Origin of the sequence: Pseudoalteromonas sp. S1608, from assembly GCF_005887265.1 — a bacterium.
Lineage (GTDB): Bacteria > Pseudomonadota > Gammaproteobacteria > Enterobacterales > Alteromonadaceae > Pseudoalteromonas > Pseudoalteromonas undina.
Genome location: NZ_PNDK01000018.1, coordinates 248,478 through 267,015, shown reverse-complemented (window position 1 = coordinate 267,015; position 18,538 = coordinate 248,478). Strand labels below are relative to the sequence as shown.

Sequence of the window (18,538 nt, the reverse complement as noted above, 5' to 3'; positions counted from 1 at the left end):
CTTAACCCTTAACCTTTCATCCTTAACCTTTCATCGCTACTCTTCTTTTGGCTCAATTATTGCATTTAACTAGGTATTATTAATTATTGTGTCAAAAAGCTGATGGAAACAAATCATCTAGATAAGCAAAACTTTTTTGATTTAGGCAACTTAGACTCTTTGCGTCGAGATGCTTTAAACAGCGGTGATGCATCAACCGATGCATCTAAAGCGGCGTTAAAAAAAGCGGCGGCACAATTTGAAGCTATATTCACCCAAATGCTGCTTAAAAGTATGCGTAAAGCCAATGAGGCTTTTGAAGATAAAGAAAGCCCGTTTAATGCTAGTGGCGTTAAGTTTTTTGAAGAAATGCACGACCAACAGATGGCTTCAGAGCTTTCATCAAATGGCTCTTTGGGTCTTGCAGATTTAATTGTGCAGCAATTATCGCCAGATGGAAAAAACTTTATGCCAGGCTCTGTTCTTCGCACAACGTCAGATTTCTTTAGTGACCAACGTGCTGGTAGCACCTTACCTCATCAAGAAAACCAAAAGGTCACTGAAAAAGTACCGCTCGTTGATTCAACTGAAAAAAGCGAACAAAACATAGCGTCTGGCACATTTGAAAATGCTGAGGAATTTGTAAGCACCGTGTGGGAACACGCAAAAACAGCGGCTAAAAAAATTGGTTTAAATCCGGCGGTTATGGTCGCACAAGCAGCATTAGAAACTGGCTGGGGTAAACATATTATTAGTAAAGGTGATGGTAATAGCTCAAACAATTTATTCAATATTAAGTCAGATAAAAGTTGGCAGGGTGAAAAGGCCAGTAAAGTCACTTTAGAGTTTGAGCAAGGTGCTGCAGTTAAAAAGCAAGCAAGCTTTAGAGCGTATGATTCGATAAAAGATAGCGTGAATGATTTTGTGGATTTTTTAACACAGAACCCGCGCTATCAAGATGCATTAAACAATACGGCAAAGCCGCATAAATTTTTAGACTCTTTACAGCAAGCTGGTTATGCAACCGATCCTAACTATGCAGACAAAATAAAAAGAGTGCTGAACAGTAACGAATTGAAGAATATCGCCACAAGCGTGATCCGCCAGGGAGTAGAGTAACATGTCGTTTAATTTATTAAATATTGCTAATTCAGGAATAAGAGCAAACTCTGAGTTATTGCAAACGACAAGTAAAAACATTGCAAATGTTAATACCGAAGGGTATGTACGTGAGCGCACCGAATTTACCACCATGATTGATAATCAGGTAGGCCGTGGTCAAACGTATCGTTTATTGAATGAGTTTGCGCAAAAGCAATTAAACCGAGATACTTCAAATAAAAGTTTTTTTGATCAATTTGTTAGTGAAGCGAGTCGGGTTGATCAAATTTTTTCAGAAAAATCAAACAGCTTATCAACTAGTATCAACTCAATGTTTAATAACGTGCAAGAAGCTCTTAATCAACCTTCATCAACAGTTGCGCGTTCGTTGGTGATGAGTGATGCGCAAAACCTGATTGATCAAATGGATCGGCTTGCAGGTATCGTTTCAGAGCAAAAAGCGGTGGTTAATGAGCAATTAGAGATTTTTTCAGAAGAGGCGAATACGTTAATCGAAAGTATTAGTTCGTTAAATCAAGAAATTGCGGGTGTTCATGGTACTAAAAACGAAGCCGATGCGAGCTCAGCTTACAATGAGCGTGATAAAGCAATACGTGATTTATCTGAGCTGATTGATATAGAAACACTTGATGGCCCTAATGGTGAAAAACAAGTGTTTATGGGTACAGGTGAAGCGGTTGTTATGCAAAATGGGTCATTTAACTTATTTTCGATCAGTGGCGATCCTGATGCTAACTTTAAAGAGCTACGTTTAGATGTAAATGGCGGTAAGGCTGTGCCATTAGATATAGACCCTACTAAACTCAAAGGTAAAATTGGCGGTTTATTGGCATTTAGAGACGATATTTTGGTGCCTGCACAAAATCAAATAGGCCAGATGGGTATTGCGCTTGCTGATTCTTTTAATCAGCAAAACCGTCTAGGTATGGATGCAAACGGTGAGCTCGGAGGGGATATTTTTGATATCCCAACGGTCAGTGCTTTTGTTTATCAAGCAAACACCGGAACAGCTAATATGTCAGCAACCGTTGAGGCAGGTAAAGGCAGTGAACTGCCAGCCAGTGACTTTGTGATTACATATACAGGTAATCCTAACGAAGTAAGTATTCAGCCAATTGATAATAAAGGTGAACCTTTAGGCACAGCCTCTTTAGCAATTATCCCACCCAGTGGCATTATCGATTCAGCAGCTATCACCAGCGGGGAGTCGTTTGGTTTAGAGCTAAACGTAACCGGAGCCGGTAATGCCGGTGACCAATTTCAGGTAAAACTTAATAGTGGCGCGGCTGGCAATATATCGCTGACAACAGGTCGAGGTGAGGACATTGCATTGGCCTCCCCAATTAGAACATCAGACGGCCTTGATAATACAGGTACAGGGACTATTTCACCGGGTAATGTTACCGATGTTACCACTGGCAGCTTTAGTAATCCTTTGGGTTTAGCAAATGGCCCTATTAGCATTGTTAAAACAGCTAATGCTAACGAATATCAACTTACTGATGGTAATGGCACAACTACGTTTACAGTTACACCGCCTGCTAACAATATACTCGCTCAAGCCGGGGCACCATACGATGGTTATGGTTTTGACTTTAATATTGAAGGCGTACCAGCAATGGGCGATACCTTTAATTTAGAATTTAATGAAGGCGGTTTTGATGATAACCGCAACGGCCAAAAACTTGCTGACTTACAAAATACTGATTTAGTACGTCAAAATGTAGTAGCGAGCGCATCAGCTGATAATCATAAAACATTGAATCAGGCCTATGCTGGATTAGTCACCGATGTTGGTGTGGTAACCAGTCAAGCAAAAACCAATGGTGCTGCATTTGATGCTTTAGCACAACAATCAGAAGCCTGGTACGAATCGTTGTCGGGCGTAAACTTAGATGAAGAGGCGGCTAATTTGCTGCGCTTCCAGCAATCTTATGCTGCTTCTGCACAAGTATTAACTGCAGCGAGAGCTATTTTTGACACCTTATTGAGTGCGGCGAGGTAATTATGCGTTTATCAAATAATTTAATGTATCAAAATAACATTAATAAAATACTTGAGAATCAACAAAATGTAGCTGGTGCGCAGGAGCGCGTTAATACAGGTCAAAAATATTTGAGTACCTCTGAAAACCCTGCTGCTATTTCGCAAGGTATGTTGTACACCAATAAAATAGAAACTAATGAGCAGCTGACGAAGAATATTAATCAGCTAAAGGGGCGTTTAGAAACCGAAGAAAGTTTATTACAAGGTATGAACGACACTATTTTAGAAGCGCAAATGTTAACTATACGAGCGGGCAATGGTTCGTTAGATGAAGGTGATTTGGCTTCAGTTGCCAGTGAACTAAAAGAACTGCAAAAATCACTGCTTAACTTAATGAATAGTCAATCTGAAGGAGGGAAATACCTTTTCTCTGGCTATCAAGACGATATTCAAACTTATACATTTAATAGCACCAATGGCAAATACGAATATCAAGGCGATCAAGGCCAACACGAAGTGACGATCGCAAAAGGCGTTGAGATCAAATCAAGCGATAATGGCTTTAATGTATTTGAACGAGTTGATGCGCGACTCGATGTAGTTTCAAATGATGGAACGCCAACAGGCGGCATTACCGCTGGAACTGTTTATGTTGAAAACCAAGGCGAGTTTGACCGTTTTCATAAAGATAATTATAACTCAGACCCAGATCCGCTTATTTCTCCAACGATCAATACCTATAACGTTAATGTTATCCCTGGTGCAACGCCTTCAGCGCCTGATCAATATGAAATATTACGTGATGGTAACCCTCTTGTACCACCCGTTACGGGTGAAGTAACCGATGAACCGATTGAATTTGCAGGTATGGAAATTCAACTTGAGGGGGCAGCACCTGGGCAGCTTGATTTCACCCTTGAGAAACCAAGCAAAGAAAATGTATTGAATACGCTGGAAGATTTGATCATTAGCCTAAATGACGAACAACTTGATGAAGCGCAAATTAACCAAGCATTATCGGATGGTTTAATTCAGCTTAAAAATGCTAGTGAACAAATTGTATTTACACAAGCTGGTTTAGGTGGACGCATGAATGTGGTTGAGCGTGTGACCGATTCAAACAGTGCACTGGATATTAATAATCAAGAAAACAGATCTAGCTTAATTGAGATTGATGCCGCTGAAGCCATCAGCGATCTTACTAAACATGAGTCTGGTTTACAGGCTTCACAAGCGACTTTTGGTCGCTTGGCTAAACTTTCATTATTCGATTATTTATAAATACCATCCAAGGCAGGTTATTACTTTACGAGAAAAGTAGGTAATAACTTGCCTTAACGAAGCGGCAAAAAACTGTCACCCCCTTTTTATTTTCTGTCAAAAAATCGCTAACTTCTAATTTAAAGCCGCAATAAGTGTTATTTAGTTGTTTTAAAACATAAGGTTAATCTTTTTTTACTAGTTGGCACAACTAATGCATTTAGCTAGTTATAGAAAGTGTGGTTTTTGCTTAAATATTTTGAACCACATTCTGATTGAAACTAGGAGATGGTAAAATGGCTTTAAGCGTAAATACGAATGTTGCATCACTTAATGGGCAACGCAATCTATCTAAATCTAGCATGGCACTTGAAACTTCAATGCAGAGACTATCATCTGGTTTGCGTATTAATAGCGCAAAAGACGATGCTGCAGGTTTACAAATTGCCAACCGACTAACGTCTCAGGTAAATGGCCTAACGGTTGCTCAGCGTAATGCCAACGATGGTATTTCAATGGCGCAAACTGCTGAAGGTGCGATGCAAGAATCTGCAAACATCTTACAACGTATGCGTGACTTATCACTGCAATCAGCCAATGGGTCAAACAGTGCAGTTGACCGTGCATCCCTACAAAAAGAAGTAGCAGCCCTGCAACAAGAGCTTACTCGAATTGCAGACACCACCAAATTTGGTGGAACCAGCTTACTTGACGGTACATTTGGTACAAAACAATTCCAAGTAGGTGCAAATGCGAATGAAACCATTAATGTAAGCTTACGTAATGTAGCAGCAGACTCAATTGGTGCGCATGAAATCAAAGGTCCAGGTAACGCCGCAGATGCAAATACTAGGCTTGGCGATGTACAAACTGTTAACTTAGCAACCAATCATGGTACAAGTGCTGATACGGTTAATATTAATGGTACAGATATTGTTATTGCTGGTGGTTCTGGTGCGGCTGTTATTGCAGATACGATCAACAAGTCAGGCGCCGGTGTGGTTGCAGAGGCTAAAATTGATACCACTTTTGCTGGGATCACATCAGACAGTAAAGGTGTGATTGAAATTAAGAAAAATGGCGTGGTTGAGAAGTCATTTGACTTAGGCAATTATGGTGGTGAGATGGAGCGATTAACAAATGACATGCAACAGGCAGGTTATGATGCCATTTATGACCCTGCAACTGAAGAAATTTCTTTTAAAGCCACAGATGTTGATGGTATTGATATCACAGGCACTGATCAAAGTGGTTTTACTATAGGTGGAACTGCAGTAACCAGCACAGCGAACTCATTTAGTGTGTCCGCAGAGCTAAATTTATCATCAGCGAATAAAATAGGTATTTCAGGGACCACTGCGAATGAATTATTTGGTACAGGGGCTGCTGCAATACAATCATCAGGCGGTACTAGTTCATTAACAAGCATTGAGAGTGTTGATATTTCAGGCGCGACTTCAGATGGTGCGCAAGACGCTATTAAAGCAATTGACGCTGCACTGGCACAAATTGATGCGCAACGTGCCGATTTAGGTGCGGTGCAAAACCGTTTTGGTTTTACTATTGCCAATCTTGCTAACGTATCTGAAAACGTATCGGCTTCGCGTAGCCGTATTCAAGATACCGATTATGCGCTTGAAACAGCGACATTGACTAAAAACCAAATAATGCAACAAGCAGGTACTACCATCCTGTCGCAAGCAAATCAGTTGCCACAGGCTGCATTAAGCTTGTTAGGTGGTTAATAATAACTAAAATGACAAAAGCCAAGTATTTATACTTGGCTTTTTTGTTTGTATTTCAATCAACTAAAAGTTTTTACTGTTTTTTTTAAAAAAAAGCTAAAGGTAATTTTATAACAGCCGTTAACTTAATTAGAACGGAGCTTGAACAGATTTTTATTGTGATGGCTCTTGGTTAAAATCAATTAGTTACATTACGAAAGTAATCAGGAGTTATAACATGGCTTTATCAGTAAATACTAACGTTGCATCAATAAATGCACAAAGAAACTTATCAAAATCTAGCGATGCATTAGGCACATCAATGCAACGTCTTTCGTCTGGTATGAAAATCAACAGCGCGAAAGATGATGCAGCTGGTCTACAAATTGCTAACCGTTTATCATCACAAATTAACGGCTTAGGTGTTGCTCAACGTAATGCTAATGACGGTATCTCAATGTCGCAAACCGCTGAGGGTGCGATGACAGAGTCATCAAACATCCTACAACGTATGCGTGATTTAGCACTACAATCAGCAAATGGTTCAAACGATGCTGATGCACGTGCAGCCCTTCAAAAAGAGGTAGGCGCATTACAACAAGAATTAACGCGTATTGCAGAAACAACTAAATTCGGTGGTACTAGTTTATTAGATGGTTCATTTGGTACTAAGCAGTTCCAAGTGGGTTCAAACGCTAATGAAACAATTAATGTAAGCCTTCGTGACGTATCTGCTGATGCTATCGGTGCGAATGAAATCAAAGGTGCGGCAACATCGACAGTTTCTGCGCTTGGGGATGTTCAAACGGTCAACTTAGCCGGTAATATTGTAACTTCAGCAGATACATTAAGCATTAATGGTACAGATGTAACTGTTGGTGCTAACCAAGGTGCGGCAACAATTGCTGATACAATAAATTCATCAGGTTCTGGTGTAAATGCCGAAGCTAAACTTGAAACTACAATTGGTGCTATCAAAGCTGGAAGTTCATCAGTAATTGAGATTAAAAAGGGTGCCACTGCAGTTGATTCATATGACCTAGGTGATTTTGGTGGTGATATGGCGCGTCTTGCTAATGAGATGCAAGCTGATGGTTATGATGCTGTTTTTGATGAAGCTAAAGATGAAATTACCTTTAAAGCGACAAATATCGATGGTATTGATGTTACTGGCGCAGGTGATACAAGTGCTTTCACTATTGGTGGTCAAGCTGTTGCTAGCACCGCAGGCTCACTTAGTGTTTCTGCCGAGCTTAACTTAAGCTCTGCCGATAAAATTGGTATATCTGGTACGAGCGCAAATGAACTGTTCGGTAAAGGTGCTGCAGGTGCTGATATTGCATCTACAGGTGGTACAAGTGAATTAACTTCAGTTGAGTCTGTGGATATCTCAGGTGCTACTTCAGCTGGTGCGCAAGATGCAATTAAAGCAATCGATGCTGCTCTTGCTCAGATTGATGCACAGCGTGCAGATTTAGGTGCGGTACAAAACCGCTTTGGCTTTACCATAGCAAACCTTTCAAATGTATCAGAAAACGTATCGGCTTCTAAAAGCCGTATACAAGATACCGATTACGCTGCAGAAACAGCTAAACTGACTAAAAACCAGATTATGCAACAGGCTGGTACAACAATTTTAGCTCAGTCTAACCAGTTACCACAGGCAGCACTTAGCTTATTAGGTTAATTTAACAATAAGCTCTATACTTTAACTACTAAGGAAGGGGCAACCCTTCCTTTCTTGTATAGGTATAAAGCTTTATATCGCTTTATAGTAGGAGCGAATTATGGAAACGCAAAGTTTAAATCTAAACATCAACTCAGCTCAAAAAGGTGAGGTTACCTCAAGTTATCAAGCCCCATCTCAAGTTAAGCAAAATGTTGATGAACAGAAGAATACAACCACCCCTACTGCTGCAAGTAGAAACGAAGTCTCTGAAACGGAGTTATCACCTGAAAAGCTAGAAAAGGTGGTACAGCAATTGCAGGACTTTATGGGTGAAATGAACCGCAGCCTTCAATTTAAAGTAGATGAAGACTCTGGCCGTAATGTAATCAAGGTTATCGATAAAGAGAGTGGTGACTTGGTTAAGCAATATCCGTCAGAGGAAGTATTAGGTATAGTGGCCAAATTGGCAGAAGCCACGGGTGTATTGGTTGATTTTAAAGTTTAGTATTTCAGTAATTTAAGAGGGTAACAATTATGGCTATTTCATTTACAGGTATAGGTTCCGGACTTCAAGTAAACGAAATTGTAAGTGCTTTAGTCAATGCTGAGAAGTCCCCTTATCAAGCTCGAGTAACAAAACAGCAAGCTAATTTCACGACTGATATATCTGCTGTAGGAACACTAAAAGCGTCTTTAGAGGAGCTAAATGGCTCATTGGAGTCACTATCCTCTATTGAGGAGTTTCAAAAGAGAACAATTAGTGGCAGTGATGATTTTGTTACTTTAAGTTCTGAAAAAGATGCACAAACCAATAATTACTCGATTAAAGTTAATAGTTTGGCCGAAAACCATAAGCTAACATCAGATGCTATAGCTGGCGATGAAGCGGTGGGTGAGGGTAAGCTAACGATCAGCTCTGGTTCTGATAGTTTCGATATTACTGTGTCAGATACAGCAAAGCTTGCCGATATTCGTGATGCGATTAATGATTCAGTTGATAATGACTCGGTAAACGCCACCATTATCACTGATGACACAGGTCAGCGATTGGTATTGTCGAGTAAAGAAACCGGCGCAGAAAATGCTATAAAAATTGTAGTCGATGATGCTGGTGACGGTGGCAATACGGATCTTTTAGGTTTATCTCGTTTGGCGTATGATAGTGATACGACTTCAACAACGTATGCCGAAAATTTAAATGAGGTAACTGCAGCAACCGATGCTTCTATCACTATAGATGGTACGCTTGTGGCTTCAAGCAGTACTAATGAGTTTAAAGATGTTATTGAAGGCGTCACCATTGATGCAAAAAAAATGCATGGCACTGACGATGACTTAAGTAAAGCTGTTATAACTGAAAATAACAAAAATATTACAACTGGCTTGAGCTCATTTGTAGACAAATTTAATGCCTTTATTGATTTATCGAAACAGCTGGGACGCTCAAGTGCTGAAGAGGGCGTAGGGGCGCTTGCCGGAGACTCTTTATTAAGAGGGTCTGTTAATCAGGTGCGCTCATTGTTAACTTCAGAATTTAGTACGGGAAATGGTAACACTGATTTTTTAGCTAATTTTGGTATTAGAACGGAGCGCTCTGGTAAATTAAGTATTGATTCTGACGCATTAAAAGCTGCGATAGAAAAGGATCCTCAAGCCTTACAAACCTTTTTTGTAGGTGAAAAAGATAAAGGCGGTTTTGTTGCACAGCTTGATACTGTTATTAAGGGTTATACGGCTTCTGATGGTATTATTAGTTCACGTATAGAAGGTCGTGAATCACAGCTTTCTAAACTAGAAACTGATGTAGAAAAATTTAATATTCGTATGGCCAAATATGAAGAACGATTATATAGCCAATACAATGCAATGGATTTATTAGTGGCCAATTTAAATTCAACAGGCAGCTATTTACAACAACAATTAGCTAACCTACCAGGGGTGGTTAAGAAATCAAGTTAAGCGGAGTGAACTTTGGACGCTAATCAGCAAGAATTAACAAAAATGATGTTGCAAGCAACCCTGCTTGCAAATTTAGCTCTACTGCAAGAGCAAATGCCAGCTATTTATGAAACATTTAAAGATTACACGCCAAGCGATACTGGTGTTGCAATCGATGAAATGGGCAATGCTAACTTGTTTAACAATAATGAGTTCGTTTATCAAGATGAGCCTAGAGAATTCGCTAAACAGCAAGTTATTCAGTTTCTAGAAAACCCGCTTTACTTCAAATATCAAATAAATCACCAAGATGACACAAATATTGTTTTTGAACATGCTGCGCTATTAAAATCAATTTACAACGTACGTACCGCTGAAACAGATAATAAAATAAATAACCCTGCTGAAGAAAAGCGCCTCGACTTTGTTTGTTTTTTAGGTGGGGGGTTAGGCTATCAGATAGAAGAGTTACTCAAGAAAAAAGATGTACTTAATGTGTTTTTATTTGAGCCGAGTAAAGATACCTTCTATGCACTTTTACATTGTATCGAATTAAAGCCGCTTTTTGATAAATGCACTGCCAATGGTGGGCAATTTTCAATACGTGTTTCTGGTGGTGAAGATGGAGTGATTAACGAAATTTCTAAGTTTTTGTTTAATCAGGGTCATTTTAACCTCAGTCAAATTCTTTTCTTAAAGCATTATAATAGCCCACTGATTGAGAAAACAATTGAGCGTATTAAAAGTATCGGACATCGTTGGTCTGCAGGCTGGGGTTTTTTTGAAGATGAAATAATAGGTGTATCTCATACTCTGGCTAATTTAAATGAAAAGTTTCCAGTATTGAAAAAGCCTGAGTTAGTAAATAACACTCTGCAAGAAGATTCTGTATTTATTGTTGCCAATGGCCCATCTCTTGATGATGCAATTGAATTTTTAAAAGCCAATCAAGATGACATAATTATTATTTCTTGTGGTACAGCATTAAGAGCCTTACTTAGTAATAATATTAAACCTGATATTCACATAGAAATGGAGCGAGGTGCAGGGCTGCTAGAATGGGTGGAGTCAATAGATCGCGTCTCTGGACTAAAGATAAAATTAAATGAGATAAATATTGTTGCACTTAATACGGTATACGATAGTATTTTAAAGCGCTTTAAAAGTGCGCATTTGTTATCAAAATTAAATGATGCAGGCGGTCGTCTTATTCGTGCTTTGGATACAAAAAAGCAATTTACCTACCCTGACTACAGTAACCCAACAGTATCGAATACAGCACTTGCTACAGCTATTGAGTTGGGGTTTAAGAAAGTATATTTAGTTGGTACTGACTTAGGCTTTGTATCTAAAGAGCATCATCATTCAAAACATAGTATCTATTTTGATAATGACTTTAAGCATAAAAAAGTGGTTGAGCAAGGTATTGAGGGAGCATTTGTTGTTAAAGGTAATTTTACCGAAGAGGTCTTTACGATTCCTATATTTGACTCATCAAAGGGTAACTTAGAGTTATTACTCCAAAAAAACCTCAATGTTAAAGTATTTAATACGGCCAATGGTGCATTTATAAAGTATTCTGAGCCTAAACGTATTGAAGATATTACTGATATGAAGCCAATTAGTAATAAGCAAGATAAAATAACAGAGCTACTTAATAGGGCTACTTCTTTAGAGCAATTATCTGCTGGTAACGTTAACTTTAAAATGGAAGCCATAAAAGCTAGAACAAAAGATGTTCTTGAGCAGCTGTTATCAATTACTTCTCAATATTTTGAAACACGTGAGCAGCTTGCTGATGCGTTTAATTTACAAAATAAAATATTACTTACATTACGTAATAGCACCGCAGACGATAATGTAGTTTATTGGCTGATTCAGGGAACTTTTAGATATTTTCAAGCTTACATTATGACAAGTAGCTATTATTACAATGATTTAGAAATGCGTACAGGATTTATAAATGCATGTATTGACGCGTTTCATGAGCATGTAAAAGGTATTTATTTAGAGTTTATTGAAAACTATAATAAACCGGCCAAAGCTTAGCTTTGGCCTTTTTTGGTAAATAACTTACTTATATTAGGGTTTAATATTAAACAAAGAGAGTTGGATTAGATCACTTGGTTTTCCATTCAATATATAATGATTTTTAAGTACACACTCTTTGCTATAGCCAGCCTTTTTAAAGGCTTTAAAACTTCCAATATTGTCGGTGTAAACCCAGGCGACTAGTTTTCTAATCAATAACGTTTCGAAAGCATATTGGTTAATTAGCTTGATAGCTTGATTTGCATAGCCTTTCCCCCAACTTTCTTTTTCGCCAATAAACAGGCTCACTTGAGCAATATTATGAATCCTATTTATATTTCCAACTTTAATATTCCCAATGTGTTTATTATTGTTGGTTCTAATCGTAAATAATTGTTCAAGCGGGTTATTTAAATTAGCTGAAATATAATCCTTAACTGAGTTAAGATCCTGTTTACTAAAACGAGTTTCTAAGTACTGATTTACTAGAGGATCATTAAGCCAAGCAACATAATTTTCATTTACATCGTCTAAAGATATACTTTGCAAAAAAATATCTTTCACCTCATTACTTGTTACTTTAACTAGATTTTTCATCAATTAGCTCCCATTTAGCAGCTGTTCCTCTTGTTATATTTACAGAAGTTTTCTTACCAATCAGCGTATCGTAATACTTACAGGGGAGACCGTAGCCTGGACGTATTCTTTTTATGTGTTTTTTTGTTATAACTGTACCTGCTGGTACGTCTTCAATAAAATAAATAGAGCGTCTAAATTTTAGGTTTTCGCTTTCGGCTGATTTTACTTCATACCCTGGATTACCTATCGATTTGTACACTTCTTTGCTTTGACTAACAATTGATTTAAGCTGCTCAGGCTCAATTGAAAATTCTGAATCAGGCCCTTTTTTAGATCTATCTAAAATAAAATGCTTTTCAATAAAGCATGCTCCTAAAGCCACTGATGCAATTGCTGCCGTTGTGCCTAAGGTATGATCAGATAAGCCTGTAATAACGTTAAAGCGTGTTGCAATATCCGAGATTGTAGCTAAATTAGCTTGCTCGAATGGCGCAGGGTAAGCACTTATGCAATGCAATACAATTAGTTCATCACAACCATTATCTCTTGCTGTGCTAATCGCTTCCTCTATCTCTGAGATATTAGCCATACCAGTAGACATAATGATAGGTTTACCTGTTTCAGCAACTCGCTTGATGAGAGGTAGATCGGTTAATTCGAAAGAGGCCACTTTATAAGCTGGGGGGTTTAATGCTTCTAGCAGCTCAACGGCTGTTTCATCAAACGGTGTCGAAAATAAAGTGATACCGACTTCTTTGGCCTTTTCAAACAGTGCATTGTGCCACTCAAAAGGAGTATGGGCCCACTCATATAATTTATATAAATTATAACCATCCCATAACCCGCCTTTAATCTGAAACTCGTCCTTATTACAGTCGATAGTCATTGTATCGGGCGTATATGATTGAATTTTTATTGCATCGGCCCCACATTTAGCGGCTTCTTCAATTGTTTTTAGGGCTTCTTTAAGATCGCCGTTATGGTTAGCTGAAAGCTCAGCAACAATGTAAGGTTCATAGTCTAAACCTATTCTTCGACCATCTATTTCTACAAATTTATTTTTCATGATTACTCAAGTAAAGTTAATTTTATATTGGCAGTTAAAGCGTCGTTGCTTTTTTTGGCATTTGTAAACTCAAGCTTATACTTTCCATGTTTTATGTATGCTTTTGGATAACTATCGGCATCTAACATGCGAATATGATCAAAGATATCATCCAGCTCTAAGTTCGTATCAATAACACTTTGGCTTGGATTGCGTCTTGAAAATGCTGTTACAGGGCCTTCTTGAGGTGTTACTTCAGGATTTTCGTTAACAATAAACTCAATCATATCAAAAGTTAAAGCTGAACAGCGTAAAAATATTTGTTGCGCTGTGCCCTCCAAAGATAGAGCCCTTTTTAGGTAAATAGGGCCTGTATCTATACTTTCTTCCATTTTTAGGGCACTTAACTTTGTGGTGGTATGGCCAAGAGAAATTAAATTCTGCATTGGGCTTCCGCCCCGTCCATAAGGCAAATCAGTCATATGAAAGCAAACGCAATTAAAGTTATTAATTATTTCTTCGGGAACAATCCAGCTCCAATGAGGAAAAAATATATATTTAGGGTTTAGATGTTTTAAGTGATTATAAGTGAGCTCTTTTTTGTCAGTAATTAAATGCCAATTTCCATTATAAGCTGGCGTGCGTTTATTATATTGGGCAATATTCCAGTCTTTAATTGTAGCTACAATGTAATTGTTCATATTCAATCGCTTATCGGTTTTAGAGACGCTATCTCATAGTCAAATTAATAGTTATTCAGCTTCAGGTAAATTGCTATTCTATGACTTTTAGCACTTCGTTGGTGACTCTTACAGTGCCTTTGCCATCACAAATATTAATACAATTTTTATGAACATCATTACTTAATTTTAACCTATTTTGCCAAAATTCAATTTCTTTAATTAACTTGCCTTCTATCTCTGCAATTGAAATAAAGCGGATCACTTCAGCTAATTGAAGCGCGTTAGCGATCTCTCGCTGATTGTCTGCTTGTACAATAACAACAGCAGGAAGGCCTAAAGCGCATCTTTCCCATGATGTTGTTCCAGCTGCACCAATCGCTAGTGTTGCCGTTGACATAATTTCCGCAATATTACTTGGCGATATATGTAAAAAGACTTTTTTATGACATAGTGCAAAGTTAAACACTGATTTCACGTTTTTTGCTGTTTTATTTAGGATTACATTAATTCTTTCAAAGTATTTTAATTTGATTACTCGCGCTAATACTTGAAGAGTCAAATTGTCAGGATCTGTTCCTCCAAACATTATGAGTAAGGTGCGCTCTTTTTTTACAATTGATGCTTTTTGAAAATCTAAAAACTCAGGCCTTAATAAAGCAAAGCTTGAGCCAAGTAGGAGTTTTGTATGGTTATTTATCAGATGCGAGTATTTAACTGTTGAGCATTGGTAGGTTTGATCTAATAACAAGTCACAATTGTGTTTTCGGTTCGCTAGATCGTCAATAACCATAATTTTTTTGGTTATGCTTTTTACTTTATTATGCCAATGGTTATCAATAGCATAATGATCTATTACGATTAAATCGTAATTTTTCCCCGCTGTTAATTTTAGAAACTCTTCACAGTCATCATCTATGCTAGTACCCAGCCATGAGCTGTAGTTTTTTAAGTCGATGGTATTTTTTGGAGGAGCCATTCTAACAAGCTCAAACCCAGATTGGATTATATTTTCATTACTATTACCGGTGGCATCGCGACAGAAAAAAGTGATATTAACATTGGCAGCCTTTCTAATTGCTGCCGCTAGTGTGAGGCAACGCATCACATGGCCTGAACCAATATGTAAAGAAGCATCAACTCTAAAAGCGATGTTGAGTAATCGAGTCGGAGTTTCGGTATTACCTTTATTTATATTAATGCTCACCTTCTAGAGCCTCTTTACGGATGTAAATGAAACATTTTTTATTTTCTATTGTTGTTTCTTTTTCACGCTTAAAGTTACAGGCTTCGAATAATTTAATAGATGCTATATTTTCAATTAAAATAATCGCAATAAATGTACTATTTTTATTTTTTTCTATTAGTTTTAGCGCTTGTTTTAACATTTTTCGACCGTAACCATAGCCTCTACTGCAAGGAGATAAATGCGTGTCTATTTCATATGTATTAAGATCTGTTTGATTAAATCTGACTTGTCCGATTGGTTTGTCGTCAATAGATGCAATATAAATTTTACTATTAAGAGACGCTAGTTGCTTATTAAACCAATTTAAGTGATTTTGTAAGGTAATTGGGGCGTCTTTTAATGCGCAGCTGCGAATAACAGGATCATTAGCCCACTGGTATAAAGTAGTACAATCACTTTGCTCGGCTTCCCTTAATGTTATCATTTTATTTTCTATCCTAAATTAGGTATTAAAACCGCAACTTTATAACGAGCGTAATAGGCCTAATCTATAAAGCGTTCAATATAAAATGCTTCAGCAAGTGGAGTGCCTATACACATGCCTCTAAATTTAGCGAGTGCTTGAATATTCTCAAGACTTCGAGTGTGTGGTGCTTCTCTCATTTCATCTTTATAAGCTGTAAGAGCTTTTATTTTTTTACTAAATACATGCTCGATATTGACAAAATAGTTCGGTTTGAATGCCTCGTAACGATGACTTGCCCATTCGGTGCTTGATAGTGTTTCGAAGCAAAATATTTGCTTTACTGATTGCATGGGTTGCGGCCTGCAAGCTGTTAAAACAGCTTCATAAGTTTTTCGATGATCAACATTTAAATCGCTATGATAATGGGTATACACGCGTGCAATTATATTTTTAGATAAAAATAGTTCGATGGCTTGCGCTATTTTTAAAAGTGGTATGGTATCGAATTCATTATCAGGAAAATCTAATGATGTTAGATTATTAGGTGAAACGCCTAAATGTTGGGCGGCATTTAAAAAGGCTGCTTGCCGGGTTTGAATCTCTGCTTCAGTATATTCTAGGCGCGAACTAACCCCATTAGAAAGTGTTAAAATATATACTTCATCACACTTTTCAATATGGTTCGCGATTGTGGCACCACAGCCGAGTGTCTCATCATCAGGATGGGCGACAATTACTGCTACTTTCATACTTACTATCCTCGATAAATTTAACTAAGAGAAGAGTTATCTTACACTAGTTGTCATTTATCTAACTTTAAAAACTGGCTCTAAAAGATGTCCTTTAAAAACATCATATAAATTTTGTGTTTCTATTGTATTTTTTAAAATAAAAATAACTTCATCGTATGCATTAAGTAATTTTTCTATATCATCATGTGTATGGGCATAGCTAAGGTTATGACTACCACCAATTAAAATACCTCTAGAGCACATCTCTTGAATAAATAAAGATTTTAGCTCTAATGAGGAGTATTTTTGAGTGTCTTTAATAATAATAAAAGACCATGACGGATGACCTGCAGTGCTCAGCCAATCTTTTACTTTGTGTTTTTCTATTAATTTATTAAGCTCACAAATTAATTTTTCACCTAAAGTGTGAATATGTGTCAGTACTCTTTCTTGCTGCATTTTTTTTAATGTTGTTTTTGTAGCAACTAAAGACATGGTTTCGCCCGCAAAGGTACCGGAGAAGAAAATATCTTCCATCAATGACATTATTTTTTGTTTACCTACGACAGCTGAGATAGGGAATCCGTTTGCCATGCCTTTTCCAAAGGTTGCTAGGTCGGGTGTAATATTAAATAAGCCTTGAGCACCATGTAGATCAAACCGAAAACCGGTAATTGTTTCGTCAAAAATTAGTACAGAGCCATGTTTTTTACAAAGTGCTTGTACTCCTTGAAGAAATCCCGTTTCTGGAAAGGAGACATTCATTGGCTCCATAATTACAGCTGCAAGCTGTTCAGGGTATTCAGTAAAGAGCCTTTCTAATGAGCTAAGATCATTGTATGTAAACGCATGGGTAAGCGCTCTAACACATTCAGGGACACCTAAATTTCTGGTTGTTGAGCCAATATACCAATCTTGCCAACCATGATAACCACAGACAGCAACATGCTCTCTTTTTGTATAAGCTCTTGCTAGTCGAATAGCAGCAGATGTTGCATCACTGCCATTTTTACCAAAACGCACCATTTCAGCGCAAGGTATTAGCTTTGTGAGTTCTTCGGCGACTTCCATTTCTAATCTATGAGGAAGGGAGAAAGTGATCCCTGAGCTAAGCTGGTCTATAACAGCTTGATTTACATCAGCATCACAGTAGCCTAAAGAAACAGAAAGTAAGCCATTCACAAAGTCAATATACTCATTATTATCTGCATCCCAGACTTTAGAACCGAAACCTCGTTCAATAAATAAAGGTGCTGCATTCTGTGGGAACGCAATTCTACTCTTACTAAAAGTTTGGGAACCTAGAGGAATGGTTTTTTCAGCTCTATGTAGCCACTCCGCTGAATTGGTGTAATTATTCATAGCCTTCTTCTTTATCTTTTTTTAATGATTTAACCATTCCCTCATTTCGAGCAATTTGGGGGTTTAATAAGTTCAGCTCTGGTTTATGCGATAACAATTCCAGTATATCTTGATAATTAAAATTAGGCTTTTTTACATATAAATTTTCATATATTGATGAAATCAACTCAAAGTCTTTGGGTTCGTCAACAGTCCATCTATAGGCAGACAGGTCTTGCTCACTTTGGATATTCTGTAACTTATACTTAACAGGGTGACTTGTTATATAAGGTGTTACGTGTTCTAACTCAGAAGGCTTTTCTGCATATTTATAAGCGTTGTGTAAAGCCTTCTTACTAATAACTTCAATATCGAGACCATCAGGGTATGTGGCTACTAAGCAGTTTGAAGTATAATCATTGTTGTTTTTTAAATGACTATTAATGACATAGTCCATGAGCTCAGGGTCAATCACTGGGCAGTCAGCTGTTATTCTAACGATAGCATCACAAGGGTAATTGAGTTCAGCATGAAAGTACCGGCTGAGAACATTGCTTAAACTTCCTCTAAAGCATAATAAATTATTCTCATTGCATAACTGTTCAATAATGTCGTCACTTTCATCAGTACTTGTGACAATAACTAGGTTGTCTACCAACTTGGCTCGTTGTACACGCTTAGCTTGTTGAATAAACATAGGTAAACCTTGGAGATTCTTTAAAACTTTATTAGGTAAGCGTGTTGATCCTGTCCTAGCTTGCATGAAAGCATTTATCATATTTTTAATCCTAGCGCTTA

Annotated in this window: 16 protein-coding genes and 1 pseudogene; 9 read left to right on the top strand and 8 right to left on the bottom strand. The window is 37.6% G+C overall.

Annotation, left to right across the window (positions count from 1 at the left end; all coding sequences use genetic code 11):
* Nucleotides 1-102: 102 nt before the first annotated feature.
* From flgJ to CWB75_RS09775, 9 genes and pseudogenes are all read left to right on the top strand, one after another.
* Nucleotides 103-1,098, top strand: a complete 996-nt coding sequence (flgJ, locus tag CWB75_RS09810) for a flagellar assembly peptidoglycan hydrolase FlgJ (protein ID WP_010387885.1) — start codon at nucleotides 103-105, stop codon at nucleotides 1,096-1,098.
* Between the two features lies 1 nt (nucleotide 1,099).
* Nucleotides 1,100-3,106: a flagellar hook-associated protein FlgK gene (gene flgK, locus CWB75_RS09805; protein ID WP_138570528.1), complete on the top strand. Its 2,007-nt coding sequence runs from the start codon at nucleotides 1,100-1,102 to the stop codon at nucleotides 3,104-3,106.
* Nucleotides 3,107-3,108: 2 nt separating this feature from the next.
* Complete coding sequence (flgL, locus tag CWB75_RS09800; protein ID WP_138570527.1) at nucleotides 3,109-4,368, top strand: flagellar hook-associated protein FlgL; 1,260 nt, start codon at nucleotides 3,109-3,111, stop codon at nucleotides 4,366-4,368.
* 275 nt (nucleotides 4,369-4,643) lie between these two features.
* Nucleotides 4,644-5,054: pseudogene (locus CWB75_RS19335) on the top strand (flagellin N-terminal helical domain-containing protein); the annotation flags it as partial.
* Nucleotides 5,055-5,471: 417 nt separating this feature from the next.
* Nucleotides 5,472-6,092, top strand: coding sequence for a flagellin (locus CWB75_RS19330; protein WP_502704781.1), 621 nt, complete (start codon nucleotides 5,472-5,474; stop codon nucleotides 6,090-6,092).
* Nucleotides 6,093-6,309: 217 nt separating this feature from the next.
* Entirely contained in the window at nucleotides 6,310-7,758 is a 1,449-nt protein-coding gene (locus CWB75_RS09790; RefSeq protein ID WP_138570525.1) for a flagellin, read from the top strand.
* Nucleotides 7,759-7,858: 100 nt separating this feature from the next.
* A complete protein-coding gene (locus CWB75_RS09785) occupies nucleotides 7,859-8,245 on the top strand; it encodes a flagellar protein FlaG (RefSeq protein WP_138570524.1) in 387 nt (128 codons plus the stop codon).
* Between the two features lie 29 nt (nucleotides 8,246-8,274).
* Nucleotides 8,275-9,699 carry a flagellar filament capping protein FliD gene (gene fliD / locus CWB75_RS09780; RefSeq protein ID WP_138570523.1) on the top strand — a complete coding sequence of 475 codons (1,425 nt, stop codon included), beginning with the start codon at nucleotides 8,275-8,277 and terminating at the stop codon, nucleotides 9,697-9,699.
* A gap of 12 nt (nucleotides 9,700-9,711) precedes the next feature.
* Complete coding sequence (locus CWB75_RS09775) at nucleotides 9,712-11,727, top strand: motility associated factor glycosyltransferase family protein (protein ID WP_138570522.1); 2,016 nt, start codon at nucleotides 9,712-9,714, stop codon at nucleotides 11,725-11,727.
* Between the two features lie 33 nt (nucleotides 11,728-11,760).
* Here the strand turns inward: CWB75_RS09775 and CWB75_RS09770 are convergent, their stop codons facing one another.
* The 8 genes from CWB75_RS09770 to CWB75_RS09735 all read right to left on the bottom strand — a co-directional run bounded on the left by CWB75_RS09770 (nucleotide 11,761) and on the right by CWB75_RS09735 (nucleotide 18,518).
* The gene (locus CWB75_RS09770; protein ID WP_232735517.1) at nucleotides 11,761-12,306 is read right to left on the bottom strand and encodes a GNAT family N-acetyltransferase; all 546 of its coding nucleotides are present in this window, start codon (nucleotides 12,304-12,306) and stop codon (nucleotides 11,761-11,763) included.
* Nucleotides 12,290-13,354 carry a pseudaminic acid synthase gene (gene pseI, locus CWB75_RS09765; RefSeq protein ID WP_138570521.1) on the bottom strand — a complete coding sequence of 355 codons (1,065 nt, stop codon included), beginning with the start codon at nucleotides 13,352-13,354 and terminating at the stop codon, nucleotides 12,290-12,292. The genes CWB75_RS09770 and pseI overlap by 17 nt, the downstream gene beginning before the upstream one ends.
* Before the next feature lie 2 nt (nucleotides 13,355-13,356).
* Nucleotides 13,357-14,034 carry a formyl transferase gene (locus CWB75_RS09760; RefSeq protein WP_138570520.1) on the bottom strand — a complete coding sequence of 226 codons (678 nt, stop codon included), beginning with the start codon at nucleotides 14,032-14,034 and terminating at the stop codon, nucleotides 13,357-13,359.
* Nucleotides 14,035-14,107: 73 nt separating this feature from the next.
* Nucleotides 14,108-15,220 (bottom strand): UDP-2,4-diacetamido-2,4,6-trideoxy-beta-L-altropyranose hydrolase, encoded by a 1,113-nt coding sequence (gene pseG, locus CWB75_RS09755; RefSeq protein WP_138570519.1) that lies wholly within the window; start codon nucleotides 15,218-15,220, stop codon nucleotides 14,108-14,110.
* Entirely contained in the window at nucleotides 15,210-15,686 is a 477-nt protein-coding gene (locus tag CWB75_RS09750) for a GNAT family N-acetyltransferase (protein WP_138570518.1), read from the bottom strand. Before CWB75_RS09750 ends, pseG begins: the two co-directional genes overlap by 11 nt.
* 59 nt (nucleotides 15,687-15,745) lie before the next feature.
* Nucleotides 15,746-16,417, bottom strand: coding sequence for a PIG-L deacetylase family protein (locus CWB75_RS09745; protein WP_138570517.1), 672 nt, complete (start codon nucleotides 16,415-16,417; stop codon nucleotides 15,746-15,748).
* Between the two features lie 57 nt (nucleotides 16,418-16,474).
* A complete protein-coding gene (locus CWB75_RS09740) occupies nucleotides 16,475-17,761 on the bottom strand; it encodes an aminotransferase class III-fold pyridoxal phosphate-dependent enzyme (RefSeq protein ID WP_138570516.1) in 1,287 nt (428 codons plus the stop codon).
* Complete coding sequence (locus tag CWB75_RS09735; protein ID WP_138570515.1) at nucleotides 17,754-18,518, bottom strand: cytidylyltransferase domain-containing protein; 765 nt, start codon at nucleotides 18,516-18,518, stop codon at nucleotides 17,754-17,756. Before CWB75_RS09735 ends, CWB75_RS09740 begins: the two co-directional genes overlap by 8 nt.
* Nucleotides 18,519-18,538: the final 20 nt, after the last annotated feature.

Coding starts and splice junctions, on each gene's coding strand:
- CWB75_RS09745 (WP_138570517.1), bottom strand. CDS start 16,417: ATGAAAGTAGCAGTAATTGTCGCCCATCCTGATGATGAGACACTCGGC.
- fliD (WP_138570523.1), top strand. CDS start 8,275: ATGGCTATTTCATTTACAGGTATAGGTTCCGGACTTCAAGTAAACGAA.
- CWB75_RS09735 (WP_138570515.1), bottom strand. CDS start 18,518: ATGATAAATGCTTTCATGCAAGCTAGGACAGGATCAACACGCTTACCT.
- CWB75_RS09790 (WP_138570525.1), top strand. CDS start 6,310: ATGGCTTTATCAGTAAATACTAACGTTGCATCAATAAATGCACAAAGA.
- CWB75_RS09750 (WP_138570518.1), bottom strand. CDS start 15,686: ATGATAACATTAAGGGAAGCCGAGCAAAGTGATTGTACTACTTTATAC.
- CWB75_RS19330 (WP_502704781.1), top strand. CDS start 5,472: ATGGAGCGATTAACAAATGACATGCAACAGGCAGGTTATGATGCCATT.
- flgJ (WP_010387885.1), top strand. CDS start 103: ATGGAAACAAATCATCTAGATAAGCAAAACTTTTTTGATTTAGGCAAC.
- CWB75_RS09770 (WP_232735517.1), bottom strand. CDS start 12,306: ATGAAAAATCTAGTTAAAGTAACAAGTAATGAGGTGAAAGATATTTTT.
- CWB75_RS09760 (WP_138570520.1), bottom strand. CDS start 14,034: ATGAACAATTACATTGTAGCTACAATTAAAGACTGGAATATTGCCCAA.
- pseI (WP_138570521.1), bottom strand. CDS start 13,354: ATGAAAAATAAATTTGTAGAAATAGATGGTCGAAGAATAGGTTTAGAC.
- CWB75_RS09740 (WP_138570516.1), bottom strand. CDS start 17,761: ATGAATAATTACACCAATTCAGCGGAGTGGCTACATAGAGCTGAAAAA.
- flgK (WP_138570528.1), top strand. CDS start 1,100: ATGTCGTTTAATTTATTAAATATTGCTAATTCAGGAATAAGAGCAAAC.
- flgL (WP_138570527.1), top strand. CDS start 3,109: ATGCGTTTATCAAATAATTTAATGTATCAAAATAACATTAATAAAATA.
- CWB75_RS09785 (WP_138570524.1), top strand. CDS start 7,859: ATGGAAACGCAAAGTTTAAATCTAAACATCAACTCAGCTCAAAAAGGT.